Source organism: Heyndrickxia sp. NPDC080065, assembly GCF_050281185.1.
In the GTDB taxonomy this organism is placed as follows: domain Bacteria; phylum Bacillota; class Bacilli; order Bacillales; family Bacillaceae_C; genus Heyndrickxia.
Genome location: NZ_JBNNWS010000009.1, coordinates 131566 through 146995, shown reverse-complemented (window position 1 = coordinate 146995; position 15430 = coordinate 131566). Strand labels below are relative to the sequence as shown.

Sequence of the window (15430 nt, the reverse complement as noted above, 5' to 3'; positions counted from 1 at the left end):
CGCTACACCTCCAAACGATATCCCATTTTATAAACCGTTTTAATTCTCCCCTCCATATCCAACTTCTTTCTTAGCTTTTGAATATGAACATCTACCGTCCGCGTATCTCCAACGTAATCATAGCCCCAAGCAAGCTCTAACAGCTTATCCCGAGATAATGCAATGTTTCGATTATTGACCAGCACTTCTAGTAAATCAAATTCTTTAGGGGTACATTCAACTAAATGTTCATTCAAAAACACTTGCCGACTTTCAAATTCAACTTTCAACCTATCCAGCTTAAAAACCTTACTTTCCCTCTTCGTACGCCTTAGCACTGCATCCACTCGCGCCAGCAATTCCAACATTTCAAAAGGCTTAACTAAATAATCGTCAGCACCTAATGTCAAGCCCTTCACCTTATCCGTCAAACTGCTCCGTGCTGTCAAAAAAATAGTAGGGATCCCTCGAATCTGTTGAAAAACCTCATATCCGTTCATCGCTGGAAGCATAATATCAAGTAAGACAAGATCGACTTCACGCTGATCCAGCTCATTAATAGCCGACTGTCCATCAAAAACTGTCATACATTTATGTCCAACCGATTGAAGATTTCTTTTAATTAACTCACTAATAGGAATTTCATCCTCGACAATTAAAATTGTTGCCACTATGATCACCTCTTCAATAGCATAGCATCGTAATGTAATAGAGTTGTAAAAGCTGTTAGTTTAATGTTATTTTAGGAATCCGTTCGCAGCAACTAAGGATAACAGAAAATTCACTTTTTTATTTTTTTTAGCATCTTAACGATAATGAAACCAGAAAAAAAGCATTACTATGTTGTTATAGTAATGCTTAAAAAAACCGTGTTATTTAGAAAACAGTCCACAATTACTAATTATTTCATCTGAACTTAGTAATGTAGCTTCTTGAATTGTGACATTATTATTTTTCATTTGACATTAAAAACTTAAGTGAATATTATAGATATATTAAGTCTACAATAGGAGTAATAATATGAAGTAAAAAAAGCAACGAACTATGCTCTCCACACCATGTTATTTTTAGCTATTAATCCTCCCGATGAGCATATTGGTGTGGCAAAATTAGCTGAACGCCAAGAAGTTTCAACGACATACTTATCTAAAATACTAACAAAATTAGTAAAGTCAGGTATGATTGAATCTGTCTCAGGTGCAAATGGTGGCTATAAATTAAAACCTGGCTGGAAAGAACTTTCATTACTCGATGTTATAAAAGCTATTGAAGGTTTGACGCCTATTTTTGATTATTGTCTCGGCCATAATCCTGATTGTTTAATTCAGAAAGCGATCTAATCAGCCGAGGAAAAGCTTTTAAATGAATTGGCTCAAACACGTATAGTTGATCTGGCTAACAAAATGAATAAGACATCTATATAAATCATGAAGTCTTTTACTTAAATTGTAGATATTAAAACTCTATTATATATATTATGAATGAGGAGGAAAATAATGATGGATAAATTTGATTGTATTGTAATTGGTGCAGGACCCGCCGGATTAAGTGCAACTTTAACTTTAGGAAGAGCGCGTAGAAAAATTGCCATATTTGATAATGGAACAAATCGAAACCGTGTAACTCATGAGTCACATGGTTTTTTAACAAGAGATGGAATTAAACCGCAAGAATTTAAAAATATCGCAATTAAAGAATTAGAATCGTATCCTTCTGTTTCAATTTCGAATGAGACTGTTATTGTGGTAAATAAAGATGATCAAACGGATTTATTTTTAGTCAATACATCCAACAATAAATCTTATATAACAGAAAAAATACTGTTAGCTACTGGTATACAAGAAGAATTTCCCTTATCACAGATTAAACAATATTACGGTAAAAGTTTATTCAGCTGCCCATATTGTGATGGTTGGGAGCTTAGAGACAAGCCGTTAGCTATAATTGCAGAAAATAATAAACACCTTATTCATCTGACTAAATTGGTTTTTAATTGGTCGAAGGATTTAATCGTTTTTACTAATGGTCATCAACTACCCAATAAAGTGCGAAATGACTTTGAAAGTAAAAAGATTAAGGTATATACAGCAGTTATTAAAAACTTACATGGAGATAATGGTAACTTAGAAAGTATTGAATTAGAATCAGGTGAAAACATTCTAAGAAGTGGTGGCTTCATAGTACCGAGTTTTTATCGCCCAAATAAATTTGCTGAACAATTAAATTGTCAAGTTGATGAAAACGGAGGAATTATCACAGACGGTGCTGGACGAACAACAGCGAAGGGGATATATATTGCAGGTGAAACTGAAAAGGTAGGACCCTCTTCTTTGATGATTGCTGCAGCCGACGGCAATAAGGCTGCTTCAAGCATAAACATGGATATAACATTAGATAGATTTTAAAATGTAAGCTGATGAGTTATAAATGCAAACTCATCAGCTTTTTTATTATGAGGTCTAATAACTTAAAAGACTTACTCCATTAAATGGCCCGTTCTCTGCATACTCTCTGTATTTTAAATTTTAACATAATTTCAAGAATTACCTTTTCTATCACTAAATCATATAATGCTTTCCATTAATAACGTTTGTATCTTCCTTTCCATACAATATGTTCTTTGGATTTATCACGATGAGCAAAACTGCCACCACTGAATAAAGAATTGCGCTATACATGATTAATTCCAATAAGTTTCCGTTTATTAAGCCAATAAAAAAATTAAAGAGTTGGTGGATCATGATTGGAATGATTAAATTTTGATTTAAGTTATAAAATGCGGTCATGACGATCTTCGTAGCTATGAGTGCAATCATAAAGAATAGAATATATTTGATTAAATCAATGCCCATATACCCCATAGTAAACCATATAGGCAGATGCCACAGCCCCCACCAAAACCCTATGATTATTGAAGCTTTTAATGACGAATGCTTCTTTTGGAGCTCCGTTTGAGCGAAACCTCTCCACCCTAATTCTTCTCCTAGTGGCCCTGCAAGAAAGTTTTTAAAAAAGAAATAGATCAGCATTCCCCATGAAGAAATAGTAAAAATAGAGTCTACTTCACTATTTTTAGATACGAGAAACAAAGTTATCAAAAATAGGGAGGCTTGAATGATACTCGCAGTAAAAATCACAGATAATTTAAGTTTATTCTTAAATTTATCTTTTGCAAACTTCATTGAAACTAAAAAGGTTATGAACTTTTGAGACTAGTTTATATAAATTTAGCTACTTGTCCAATTGTGTACATGATACTCTCCTTTATCATTGCTACATATTCCTTGTGAGCTATATTTTATGCAAAAGCTATGTTAAAGGTTATTATTGAAAAACGAGTGAGATCTCTTAATAATTTTAAGATCCCATTCCTTTATTCATCGTATTGACTTAAATAAGAATCATAGCCATTCTTTCGAGCTGAACACATGATGTTTCTCAAAATCATTCATTATTTCTGGAGGCAGCAGTGATTTGAATTGTTTTTTTGTTGCCCACTGGTAGTCAGTATGTTCCTTGGAAAGAATGACATGTTTATTTTCACTTCTACATAAGTATGTAAGAATGACTACTTGTCTTGTAGGATCGGTTTTGAAAGTGGTTGCATATAAAATCTTCTCAACCGTAACATTTAAGCCAACCTCTTCCTTAATTTCTCGCACCAATGCTATTTCTAAATCTTCGCCGAACTCTATTTTTCCCCCAACACATTCCCAAGTTCCTCCACCAATTTCATCATCGATTGCTCGTTTTACAATTAACACCTTTCCTTCATTTAAAATAACACCTTTAACAGCAATAACCATTTTATTTACATTTATCATTTTAGGCACCTTTCTGATTAAGAAAAATGGGATACAGCTTTTACTTTAAAATACAAAAAGGTCAGTTCTCTTTCTTTATTGAAGCGAAAGTACCATCCTATCAGTTTATATGAGCTTTTGACCACAATTCGGGCAAAAGTTTGGCACTTTTGATCGCCGTAATACTGAATGCTGATCGTTGTTTATATATTTTATCTCTTCCATCTTGTTTCTATATTCTGATTCTATCGTATATAAATGAACTTTTCATATATTTAATTATTTCAGAAAAATACCGATATATATTATAAGAAGATTTATTAGATAGGAGGAAGAAGAATGACAATAAGTATTGAGACTGAGATTCATCCAATGCTGCAATCCTTTATAAACGCTGGACCCTATATTCAAGCACTAGTAAATGATGATATTACAATCGGTATTTATGATACTGAAAAATTGATTATGAACTTTCCAGCTAAATCATTCTCTTTGAATGTTGCACCGGGAGATCCTTTAATTGAAGGAGATATCATTACGAAAGCCATTCGAGAGAATAAAAATCAGGCGATGATTGTACCCGCTGAAATATTAGGAGTTAGTCTCATTTCACATGCAGTACCGCTTCGAGATGAGGATGGAAGAGTCATTGGAGGGGTTGGCATCGGCCAAAATGTTGATAAGGCAAACAAGCTCTCAAGTGTGGCTAACAACCTTTCCGTCATAATATCAGAGGTGACCAAAACAATTTTAGAAATGGCAACTTCCATTTCACAATTAGCAGAAAATATGAGACTTATTTCTGACAGATCCCTTGAGGTAAATAATAGCGTAAAGCTTATAGAAGAGGTGTCAGTAGTTGTTAAAGGAATTGCTGATCAAAGTAACTTACTTGGATTAAATGCAGCAATCGAATCGGCACGTGCTGGCGAACACGGAAGAGGATTTTCCGTTGTAGCAGATGAAATCAGAAAAATGGCAACGGGATCCAAACAACAAGTAGATGAAATACAATCTATTACAAAAACAATTAAAGATATTATTGAAAGCCTAAATCAAGATATACAAAAAACAAATGTCGAATCTGATTCACAGTCCGCTGCGATTGAGGAGCTGACAGCTACAATGGAAGAAATCAACACCAATATCCAAAATCTTGCTGAATTAGCGAAAGAAAACTTAGAACTAAAAAATAACTAGTAGGAGTTGATTGAGATGGCAGTGTTAAATTTCAAAACATTAAACAGTCAGTACTTAAATGGTGAATGGAGAGAAGGCACAAGCAGCCTAACAATAGAAAACAAGAATCCTTACAATGGAGAGATAATTGCAAGTTATAAAGCTGCCAGTTTAGAAGATCTTGATGTAGCTTATAAGTCATCGGAAAACGTTCAAAAACAATGGGCAAAAACGAATCCGATTATCCAACGTAATGTATTTGATAAAGCTTACAATATTATTGAAGAAAATCGTGAAGCAATCGTTGATGTCATTATCGATGAAATTGGTGGAACACGATTAAAAGCAGAATTTGAAATTGGCCTAGTACAAAATATGTTGAAAGAAGCTGCTTCATTACCAATGAGAATGAATGGTTCAATCTTACCTTCTCCAATAGATGGTAAAGAAAATCGCGTATATCGAGTTCCAGTCGGTGTGGTTGGAGTAATAAGCCCATTTAACTTTCCTTTCTTCCTATCTATGAAATCCGTTGCACCAGCTTTAGCTAGTGGGAATGGCGTTGTATTAAAGCCACACGAGCATACTCCTATCACCGGCGGTACGATGATCGCTAAGATATTTGAAAGTGCGGGACTTCCAAAAGGCTTATTAAATGTTATTACGACAGAAATTTCCGAGATCGGTGATCGTTTTGTAGAACATCCTATTCCTCGTGCTATTTCATTTACGGGATCTACTAAAACAGGAAAACATATTGGTGAAGTAGCCGGCAGAAACCTGAAAGAAGTACATTTAGAATTAGGTGGAAACAGCGCCCTTGTCGTTTTAGAAGATGCGGATATTGACCTTGCTGTCAGTGCAGCTGTCTTCAGTCGTTTTACTCACCAAGGTCAAATTTGTATGTCTGCAAATCGCATAATTATTCATGAAGCAATATACGATGAGTTTGTAGAGAAATATGTATCAAAAGTATCAACATTAACTTGCGGCAATCCAAAAGATAACAGTACAATAATTGGTCCATTAATTAATGAACGCCAGGTGCAAAACACAGTGGCATTGATTGAAAAAGGTATAGAGGAAGGTGCCAAACCTATCATTAAAGGCAATGTCATTGGAAATATTGTTGAACCAGTTGTATTTACTGAAGTCACTCCTGACATGACCATTGCAAATGAAGAGTTCTTTGCTCCAGTCGTATCCATTATGAAAGCTTCTAGCGACGAGGAGGCGATCTCGATCGCGAATCAAACCCCTTATGGATTAAGTGGTGCTATTCATACAAGAAACGTGGAACGTGGTGCAGAACTTGCTAAGTTAATGGATACAGGTATGATTCATATAAACGATGGAACTATTAATGATGAGCCGAATGTAGCGTTTGGAGGAGTAAAAAACTCAGGTGTCGGCCGTTTAAATGGAGAATGGAGTCTAGATGCATTTACAACCACTAAATGGATTTCCATTCAACATGAAAAACGATCTTATCCATACAGCTAATTCTTTAATATAGTTCATGAAGAAAATCGTGATAAAAACCCCCTGCAAAAGTAGGGGGTTTAATAGTTATTAGATTACTAGTTATAAGTTACTTAAAAGATATCCACTATTCAAAAGGACTTTTTTAAAGCGAAAAAAACATCCTTTAATTATCACAATTAGTTGTGAATGATAAAACAAAAATTAAATTTTAAAATTGGAAACAGCATTTTCAAGTTCCATAGCCATAGATGACAATTCTTGACTTGATGAGGCAATTTCCTGAAGTGTAGCAGTTTGTTCCTCAACTGCAGCTGCCACATTTTCAAAGCTTTCTTGAGAAGAGTGGGCAACCTCATCCACATCTTGAATGATTTCAACGACTTGCTTCGTGCTTGATGATAGCTGCTGAATCGATGAAGAAATAGCTATCATTTGCTCGGAAACTCTCGAAACGATAGAGGTTATTTCATTAAATGTCACTCCAGCCGTCTTGACGACATCTGAACCTTTTTTCACCTCTTGTGTTCCATTATTAATCGAATTCACTGCAAAATCTGTTTCCAACTGGATTTCCTTAATCAATTCTCCAATCTGACCAGCTGCCTGTTTGGATTGTTCAGCAAGCTTTTTGACTTCATTCGCCACAACTGCAAAGCCTTTTCCATGCTCACCTGCACGTGATGCTTCAATTGAAGCATTTAAGGCTAGTAAATTCGTCTGATTGGAAATATCAGAAATTGTATCAACGATTTGACCAATCTCATTCGACCGTTTTCCTAGGTTTGTAATAACATCTGCAGCAGCGTTTACCGTTTCATTAATCGTTTCCATCTGATTCATAGCTGAAACAACGGATTCTTCCCCAAGCTTTGCTTTTTGAACGGCATCTTCAGATATTCTAGCAACCGCATCTGAATCTGTAGAGACTGCCTGAAATGTCTCAGACATTTTTACAACTGTTTCAGCAGCTTCCTTCGTACTTTTGATTTGTTGCAAAGTTCCTGCAGTTACCGAATCAACGTTACCCGCCACCACCTGAGCTGCCTGAGAAGTTTGATCAGTGCTCACATTTAGCTGTTCAGATGAAGCCGCCACTTGTGATGAATTAATCTGTACAGTGCGAATGAGTCCATTCAAATTATCCAGCATTTCATTTAAATCATTTGAGACTTGACCTAATTCATCCTTTGTACGGATATCAAGTCGGTGCGTCAAATCCCCTGCAGAAATCTTTTTAATGATTTGAGACATTCCAGTAAGATTTTTCAACATATACTTTAGTAAAAGATAGGTAATAGATACTAAAATAACAATTGTAATAGTGAAAAAGATTATAAGTTTTACTGTTAAGCCGTTTAATGGCTCAAATACCTCATTCTGAGTCACTGTTGTTGCAACAGACCAACCGGTTGACTCGACTGGTTTATAACCTATGTAATACTTTTCGTTGTCAAGCTTCACCGTTTCTAGCCCAGTTTTACCTGCGACCATCTTCTTCGCAATCGAACCGATGTCTCCCTTTTGACTTGTAAGATTCTTCAAAATTAATTTTTTCTTCGGATGATAAATCACATTACCATTAGGAGCTATTAAAATACTGTAGCCTGTTTTACCGATTTTATATTGCTCCATAATTGAAGGAATGGAATCGAGGAATATATCAACCGCCACAATTCCCACTGATTCATTGTTTACCTTTACTTCCTTCATTACACTCATAATCACTTTACCGAAGACTTGATCCATATAAGGTTCAGTATAATATACACCTTCAGCATTCGTTACTGGCTTAAACCACGGACGTTCAGCAAGATCAAAGTCTGTACCTGAAAGTACGTTTCCTGTCCCAGTTAAAAAGTTACCTTTTTCACTTGCTACCCAGACCATAGCCACATCCGGGTTCATGCTTTTAATTGCTTCTAACGATTGATTCATATCCTTGTAATATTTGTTCGTCAACGCTTCGTTACGTGTTTTTGCTGTATTGAGGTAATGGAGCACGGTTTGATTACTCGTAATCGAATCCACCAGTTGCCCTTTCCCTTCAAAAAAGTTATTTACCTTATCCGCTACCGATTTACTTTCAACTTTTACTTCCTTTTCAATATTTGCAGTCATAATATTTTTGGTATATACGTTTACAATAGCGGCCGTAGCAGTAAGAACTATCGCAATAACTACAAATAATACAAGGGATACTTTTGTTGAAATATTTCGTCGTTTCATCTAACCCCTCCATTAATTATGAATGTATTGTAAAAAGTTTTAGATTAAAAAGTAAAAAAAGTCGCTACCTTTATGAGGTTACTCCCACCTACAAACCCATAAAAAAGAAGTAACAAGCCGATTTTGTTCCCTTCGACCTTGATACCTTTATCAAGAACTTTTTTAATTGTTGGCAGAAACAATTGCGAACACCCTTCAACCCCAGTATCTCACAAAGCGGAAAACAATTTTTGAACTTTTTACAATACAAATATGATCATATCCCTACGACTTTAGCTTCATTCTAGCATAGCAGTAGATTTATAGTCATTAAGGGGTTCAAAATTGAATCTTTATTCATTTTAAACTCCTAGGGCAAAATGTGTGTTATAAATAATCTCTTTGAGAGTCGTCATTAAGTGTTAATTTCATTGATTTTATCAATATTTCCTGAAAAAAATGATGTGAAAAATGAAACTTTTTCCAATAAATTAACGATTTTTTATTGAAAAACTTGTATGATAAATAGTTCTTTTGACTCACCAATTAACGTTGATATTTAACCTATTTTCTAAACATGTCAGAATACAAATATATCCCCCAGTTGAGCAGTGCTACACCGTACAACTAGGGGATATAAAGAAGATATATAGAATTTTTTCATTTAATCATAACAAAATCGCAAGCTCCGCAGCTCTAGTGTACGGATTTCATAGTCTTCGACACAAGATTTAGGAAACACGGCGAGGGACGATCCGATGCCCGCTTATCGTAGGGAGGAGACGGAGAAATCGGCTTACCGATGGGGTATTCCTTTGTCCGCACTTTTCTGGTAGATCTTGTTCCCGGTTCCCTCTCGATCTACTTCTTTCCGCGCTTTTCTGGTAGATCTTGTTCTGATTTCCCTCTCGATCTACTTCTTTCTGCGCTTTTCTGGTAGATCTTGTTCCGATTTCTCTCTTCAGCTACTTGTTTCCGCGCTTTTCTGGTAGATCTTGTTGCAAAAATTCTGCTTGCGCTAGACGTAAACCTCGCTCTTCGTAAAGTTATTCACAGTGCGAGTATTTTATAATTTCGCTAAACGATAAAAAAGGAAAGGGATCTCCCTTCCTTTTTGAGTAGAACTACTTAGAAATGGATGACAAGTAAAATAGAACTCACCCTAATTAAACAAGTTTTTGCCCACAGTTAGGGCAGAAGTTTGCTTCGCCTGTTTTTGTACCGCAATTCGGGCAAAAGTTTGGTCTCTTTTGGTCGCCGGCCATTGGCTGTGCAGCAGGTTGTGCAGGTTGAGATGATGCGGGCTGATTTTGGGAATTTTGATTCATTTGGTTCATCATTTGATTGGCAAAATTCATTCCCATCATCATCCCTGCCATATCAGATGCCGCTCCGCCACCCTTCATTTTTCCTGATGCCATGCCATCTGTCATAGAGATTTGCTGGTATCTATCAACATTACTAATCATCCCGTGGGAAGCATTTTTTGTGATCATGTCTTGAATTTCTTTTGGATAGTTGAAGCTCATGACATTAAATCCAGTGATCGAGATGCCGCTCTTTGTCATTTGCATATCTAAATCTTCTTGAATTCCTTTAGAAATTTCGAAAGAGTTGGACTGAAGATTGAAGATATCCTTTCCTTCCCTTGTAATCCATTTCATCAGGAACTGATCGAGGAGTGATGTGATGCGTAATCTAACATCTTCTACTAAATATTGATTCTTAACGCCAGCAATTTGATCAATTAAGGCAATATAATCATTTACTTTAAAATTAAACGTTCCATTCGCTCGAATCGGTATCCCGCCTGGTAGTCCCGGTGCCGGCATATTAATGGCATTTTGTGTTCCCCATTTTACAACAAACTCTTTCGTGTTCACAAATAGCACTTCTACCCGCATGCCACTATTAAATCCAAATTTAAAACCCTTTAAGGTCGATAAGAAAGGAATAATTTGCGATTCGATATCGTACTCGCCTTCATCACGAAAGATCCCTTCGATTTTTCCATTGTTTAAAAAAATCGCATCTTGACCAGGACGAATAATCAATTTACTCCCCTTTTTGATCTCACGATTGCTCCATTTATAGAAAATCATATCATCTCTAAATTCTTGCCATTCTACTACATTTGCAAATTGGTTTTTAAAAAATGACATCTATGATCTGCCCCTTTCCACTTACTTAACCTAACTAGCCTTTAAAACTTGCCGCCGCTTCCGCTATGCGAGTGCCCTCCACTAGTAGTACCTCCACCACTAGAGAATCCCCCGCCATTATTATTATTATTTTTAGGTTTTAACCGCTTCGTTACGGTTTGTCTAACAAATCGATCATACTTGCTATTAACTTTTGAATGATTACTATTTATATAGGTTTGCCCATTTACTGTAACCCTTCCGCCAGAGGTATAAGCCATAATTCCTACACTGACACCTGCTACGGCTAGAGCAGCAATGAGTTGGAACCACCATTGAAAAAAGATATTTTCTTGATCTCCACCCATTTCATTAGCAACGTACTCTTCATTCTCGACACCCGAATCATAACCATTATACTCTTCCGAACTGCCACTTGGTTCCTCACCCATATACTCATGGGAGAGTGTAATATAATCCGAAAAAGATTTAAAGTAGTTACCATCTGATAAATCAGAGGTAATTTCATCACGAATCTCTTTTAGCCGCCAAGAATCCAAATAATCTTCTGCTTTTTTAAATCCTGCCAAATACACATCTCTTTCCTCCATATCGAGGATTAAAATGACGGCATTTCCATCAGGCTGATCATACCCAGGATCATTATCATCGTAAAAATCCTCTACATATTGTCGGGCTCCCTTTCCATCAGTTCCATCTACCGTAATAACCATAAAAGCAGTATCTCTTTCCTTACTTAGCTTACTTGATAAAGCTTGAAGTTTTTTCACTTCTTTATCTGTTAACAGCCCAGCATCATCATAAATATATTTATGCCGATCAAAGTTTTGCGCTTTAGCCGATATTCCTAAAGGAAGAAGGAGCAATAGAGTCATCAATAAGAAAAGGAATCCCTGCTTTAGCATACGAATTCTACTCACCAAAAGCCACCCCCCAGCAGATAGGAGACACATTTTAATGCGATAAAGGTACCAGCTGCGATGCCACCAAACCATGTCGCTACCCTACCAGTACTGATGGGCGGTTTGCCGACAATTTTTCCCGTTTGTCCGTTCATCGCAAACGTATATATGGAATTGTTATAATCATAGCTGACCATCCATACGGGCAGCAAAACATAATCACTATTCAATTTTCTCGTATCAATATTCTTATTCATATAATTTACTGTATGATAGCCTCTTAATGTCGAAGAAATATAGGAATCAATATATTCGCTAATTTTATGTTCCGCCCGTGGGAGCAGTTCTACATCATTATAATTATATTTCTCCGCAATATATCCCGCTAAATACGGAGTTTTAAAATCTTTTAATTGATCGTATGGGAATGGTTCCAATTTATCCATTAATTTATCATCCATCTTCTCTGATGCATCAACAGGAACCTTGTCATACTCCAAGTTGATATCACGATAGACATCATAATAGTTTGTTTCTGTATAAATATAATCTCCCTGCTCATAGGTTCTGACCTTTGTACACTCCGCATTTACTTGTACCTTACTATTTAAATCATATAACCAAAATGGAATATACATCCCTGTTATACTCTTGATCCGGTCTGCTGTCATGAAGCCTTTCGGTGTCAGAAGTCCTTTTCTGCACCATTTTTGAAATGCTTGAACGGCCTCTTCCCTACTAATAGAAAAAGGAATGACCTTGTGTGGGGCAAGATGTCCTGATAATCGATCGGCGATGACTACACCCGCTCCACAAAAACTGCAGTTTGTTGCGGCTGTCTCTGCAAGTGTCAGCAGCACAGCTCCACAATTCTCACAATGGTACTCATTCGCCTCATCCTCAGAAAATGTAGCCGTCTTCAACTCCTCAGGAAAATTTTCGATATTTTCATGTCGGCCGCAGCTTTGACAAGATAATTTGCCTGAATCAGGATCAAAACTCATATCATTCCCACAGTTGGGACATTTATATTGAAGGATCATGTTCTCATCCCCTTTTTATATCATGGAAAGGCTGCAGCTGGGTGGCTGCAGCTCTTAATAGATGACTATTAATTATTTTTCATTCTCGCTTTTAGTGCTTCAAGTTCATCATCAACTTCACTGCTATTGCTGTCATACTTAGCTGTCAGATCTGCTATTTCATCTTTCGGCCCTGCGTTTAGTTCAGCCATTGCATTCGCTTCATCGAGAGCACGATTTACCTTCTCTTCCATTCGTTCAAATGCCGAGATTGATCCCCCTGATTTAGTCACCGATGACCCCAGCTTATTCATTCGTTCCTGTGTTTTTGCCACAGACCATTTTGCTTTGAGCATCGATCTTCGTGATTCTAATTCACCAATATCCCCGATCAGTTTATCGTGCATTTGTTTCATTTGCAGAGAATTAGAAGATGCCAATTGATAGGCTGTTTCCAATTCGGATAACTTTGCTGCCAACGCCGTCTTTTTCTCTAGAAACTTTCTCGCATCTCCTTCATTCCCTGCCTCTAATGCCTTCATTGCATAGCGTTCCATTTTCTCCATCTCTTCTTGGCACTCATTTACTTCTCTTTTAGCCCGCTGCTCTTCCGCCATTACTGATGCTGTTTCCGATTTAACCTTACCTAAATCCTTGTTAAGGTTTCTTAAATACTGATCAATCATCTTCTCCGGATCTTCCGCCTTATCCAATAAAGCGTTAATATTGCTTGCCATAATATCCTTAAATCTTGTCAATATACTCATACTGTCCATTCCTCCCTTTTTCTGAAACATTATAACTACATTATACTGTTTTAATTAGAGAATAGTTTCATTTTTTGTACTACTTTTGTGAGAGAGTCAGTAGTTGGTGGTATCTTATTAAATTCTTATTTGATTATTATTAAAAGCTAGCATTAATTTATTGATTTTCATAGCTTTCAAAAACAATAGCTGAAATTTTTATCTTTTTCAAAGGCTGTTTTCGAATAGATTATTGTTTTTCGGATAGATTTTCAGGGCTAAAAAAATTTTGTTACGTGCTCTTTTCCATAAATAATAAGTCTTAAATTCCAATAGGAAGATAAATTAGAACCGTAAAAATCCTAGTAGATATTTACTTCGTAAAATTTTTACCGATTTTTACTTGATGTTAAAAACAACAAAGTTTACGAAAAGAGACTTTTCAAAAATCTCAAACAAAAAATACAATTAATGAAAAAGTTAGAGTATAATATCGAACAGATAGCATGGTTAAACTAACCTGAAAAACATCAGTACAATTATTAAAAGGAACAGGGAACGGTTCCTAAGATGGAGGTAAGAAAATGGTTTTGCCAAATTTTAATGAAAATCTACAAAAATATGCAAGACTTTTAGTTGCAAAAGGAATCAATGTTCAACCCGGTGATTGGGTAAAAGTGACGATTACTGTTGATCAGGCTCCTTTAGCCCGTTTAATCTCAAAAGAAGCTTACGGTTTAGGTGCAGAAAAAGTAATTATCAAATGGTCTGATGATGAAATCAGCAAACTTCATTACATACATCAACCTGTAGAAGTGCTAACCGACATTCCTGAATACGAAATTCAAGAATCTGAAGACCATGTGTTAAATCATCGTGTTTGTCGTTTATCCATTGTATCAAGTGATCCTGGCTTACTAAATGGTGTTGATCCTACAAAAGTTGCTGCTTATCAAAATATAGCCGGTAAAGCGTTTAAAGCACAACGCATCGCTACCCAAAATGATGATTTAAAATGGACAGTAGCTGCAGCTGCAGGTGCTGGCTGGGCTGCACATGTCTTCCCTAATCTCTCAACATCTGAAGAACAAGTAGATGCTTTATGGGATCAAATCTTTAAAACCTGTCGTGTCTATGAAGATGACCCGATCGCCGCTTGGGATGCGCATAAAAAGACTTTAAATGAAAAAGCAGCCAAATTAAATGAAATCCAATTTGATGCTTTACACTACACAGCACCCGGCACTGATTTAACTCTCGGATTACCAAAAAATCATATTTGGGCAAGTGCTGAAAGCTATAATCCAAAAGGAGAAGAATTTATCGCTAACATGCCTACAGAAGAAGTTTTCACTGCTCCTGATACACATCGAATGGAAGGCGTGGTCCGCAGTACAAAGCCATTAAGCTATGCTGGTACTCTTATTGAAGGCATTGAAGTTCACTTTAAAGATGGAAAAATCGTGGATATTTCAGCTGAAAAAGGGGATGAAGCCATTAAGAAATTGGTCTTTGATAATGAAGGTGGAACAGGATTAGGTGAAGTTGCTTTAGTACCGGACCCATCTCCGATTTCTCAGTCGAATATTACTTTCTTTACTACATTATATGATGAAAATGCATCCAATCACTTAGCAATTGGTGCAGCTTATCCAACAACCATTCAAGGCGGTACAAAAATGAGTGAGGAAGAATTATTGAAACATGGCATGAACACCTCTACTGTTCACGTTGATTTCATGATTGGTTCTAACAAAATGGATATTGACGGGATCAAACAAGATGGCACTGTTGTTCCAATCTTCCGAAACGGAGACTGGGCGATTTAAGCATTTCTCCGGGGATCGAACAACAAAAAGCTTACTGGATTTTTTCGATAGAACTTTCAAAGATCCTTCTTTTACATGACAGACGTTTTCCATTGTCCACATATTAAACGAGGGTGAC

General features: G+C 36.4%; 11 protein-coding genes and 2 pseudogenes. 5 read left to right on the top strand and 8 right to left on the bottom strand.

The annotated features are described in order from the left end of the window. Positions 1 to 2: 2 nt before the first annotated feature. On the bottom strand, positions 3 to 650 hold the full coding sequence (locus ACQKP0_RS12690; RefSeq protein ID WP_427406218.1) for a response regulator transcription factor: 648 nt from the start codon (positions 648 to 650) through the stop codon (positions 3 to 5). Between the two features lie 360 nt (positions 651 to 1010). Here ACQKP0_RS12690 and ACQKP0_RS12685 point away from each other — a divergent pair. Both ACQKP0_RS12685 and ACQKP0_RS12680 read left to right on the top strand, forming a co-directional pair. After that, a pseudogene (locus ACQKP0_RS12685) lies at positions 1011 to 1403 on the top strand (Rrf2 family transcriptional regulator); the annotation flags it as partial. A gap of 75 nt (positions 1404 to 1478) precedes the next feature. After that, positions 1479 to 2384: an NAD(P)/FAD-dependent oxidoreductase gene (locus tag ACQKP0_RS12680; RefSeq protein ID WP_427406217.1), complete on the top strand. Its 906-nt coding sequence runs from the start codon at positions 1479 to 1481 to the stop codon at positions 2382 to 2384. Between the two features lie 153 nt (positions 2385 to 2537). Here the strand turns inward: ACQKP0_RS12680 and ACQKP0_RS12675 are convergent. Both ACQKP0_RS12675 and ACQKP0_RS12670 read right to left on the bottom strand, forming a co-directional pair. After that, positions 2538 to 3161 (bottom strand): annotated as a pseudogene (locus ACQKP0_RS12675) (CPBP family intramembrane glutamic endopeptidase); the annotation flags it as partial. A 219-nt stretch (positions 3162 to 3380) separates the two neighbouring features. Beyond that, a complete protein-coding gene (locus tag ACQKP0_RS12670; RefSeq protein ID WP_427406304.1) occupies positions 3381 to 3803 on the bottom strand; it encodes an NUDIX hydrolase in 423 nt (140 codons plus the stop codon). 318 nt (positions 3804 to 4121) lie between these two features. Between ACQKP0_RS12670 and ACQKP0_RS12665 the strand changes: the two genes are divergently transcribed. Further along, positions 4122 to 4982, top strand: coding sequence for a methyl-accepting chemotaxis protein (locus ACQKP0_RS12665; RefSeq protein WP_427406216.1), 861 nt, complete (start codon positions 4122 to 4124; stop codon positions 4980 to 4982). Between the two features lie 21 nt (positions 4983 to 5003). Then, the gene (locus ACQKP0_RS12660) at positions 5004 to 6464 is read left to right on the top strand and encodes an aldehyde dehydrogenase family protein (protein ID WP_427406303.1); all 1461 of its coding nucleotides are present in this window, start codon (positions 5004 to 5006) and stop codon (positions 6462 to 6464) included. A gap of 183 nt (positions 6465 to 6647) precedes the next feature. Here ACQKP0_RS12660 and ACQKP0_RS12655 read toward each other — a convergent pair whose 3' ends face one another. The 5 genes from ACQKP0_RS12655 to ACQKP0_RS12635 all read right to left on the bottom strand — a co-directional run bounded on the left by ACQKP0_RS12655 (position 6648) and on the right by ACQKP0_RS12635 (position 13504). Continuing rightward, complete coding sequence (locus tag ACQKP0_RS12655; protein WP_427406215.1) at positions 6648 to 8672, bottom strand: methyl-accepting chemotaxis protein; 2025 nt, start codon at positions 8670 to 8672, stop codon at positions 6648 to 6650. 1145 nt (positions 8673 to 9817) lie between these two features. After that, positions 9818 to 10813, bottom strand: a complete 996-nt coding sequence (locus ACQKP0_RS12650; RefSeq protein WP_427406214.1) for an SPFH domain-containing protein — start codon at positions 10811 to 10813, stop codon at positions 9818 to 9820. A gap of 41 nt (positions 10814 to 10854) precedes the next feature. Continuing rightward, positions 10855 to 11733: a TPM domain-containing protein gene (locus tag ACQKP0_RS12645; protein WP_427406213.1), complete on the bottom strand. Its 879-nt coding sequence runs from the start codon at positions 11731 to 11733 to the stop codon at positions 10855 to 10857. Further along, positions 11730 to 12758 (bottom strand): TFIIB-type zinc ribbon-containing protein, encoded by a 1029-nt coding sequence (locus ACQKP0_RS12640; RefSeq protein ID WP_427406212.1) that lies wholly within the window; start codon positions 12756 to 12758, stop codon positions 11730 to 11732. The genes ACQKP0_RS12645 and ACQKP0_RS12640 overlap by 4 nt, the downstream gene beginning before the upstream one ends. Before the next feature lie 68 nt (positions 12759 to 12826). Continuing rightward, entirely contained in the window at positions 12827 to 13504 is a 678-nt protein-coding gene (locus tag ACQKP0_RS12635; RefSeq protein WP_427406211.1) for a PspA/IM30 family protein, read from the bottom strand. 563 nt (positions 13505 to 14067) lie between these two features. Here ACQKP0_RS12635 and ACQKP0_RS12630 point away from each other — a divergent pair. Continuing rightward, complete coding sequence (locus ACQKP0_RS12630) at positions 14068 to 15312, top strand: aminopeptidase (protein WP_427406210.1); 1245 nt, start codon at positions 14068 to 14070, stop codon at positions 15310 to 15312. Positions 15313 to 15430 lie beyond the last annotated feature (118 nt).

Coding starts and splice junctions, on each gene's coding strand:
- ACQKP0_RS12630 (WP_427406210.1), top strand. CDS start 14,068: ATGGTTTTGCCAAATTTTAATGAAAATCTACAAAAATATGCAAGACTT.
- ACQKP0_RS12635 (WP_427406211.1), bottom strand. CDS start 13,504: ATGAGTATATTGACAAGATTTAAGGATATTATGGCAAGCAATATTAAC.
- ACQKP0_RS12665 (WP_427406216.1), top strand. CDS start 4,122: ATGACAATAAGTATTGAGACTGAGATTCATCCAATGCTGCAATCCTTT.
- ACQKP0_RS12670 (WP_427406304.1), bottom strand. CDS start 3,803: ATGATAAATGTAAATAAAATGGTTATTGCTGTTAAAGGTGTTATTTTA.
- ACQKP0_RS12655 (WP_427406215.1), bottom strand. CDS start 8,672: ATGAAACGACGAAATATTTCAACAAAAGTATCCCTTGTATTATTTGTA.
- ACQKP0_RS12680 (WP_427406217.1), top strand. CDS start 1,479: ATGGATAAATTTGATTGTATTGTAATTGGTGCAGGACCCGCCGGATTA.
- ACQKP0_RS12650 (WP_427406214.1), bottom strand. CDS start 10,813: ATGTCATTTTTTAAAAACCAATTTGCAAATGTAGTAGAATGGCAAGAA.
- ACQKP0_RS12640 (WP_427406212.1), bottom strand. CDS start 12,758: ATGATCCTTCAATATAAATGTCCCAACTGTGGGAATGATATGAGTTTT.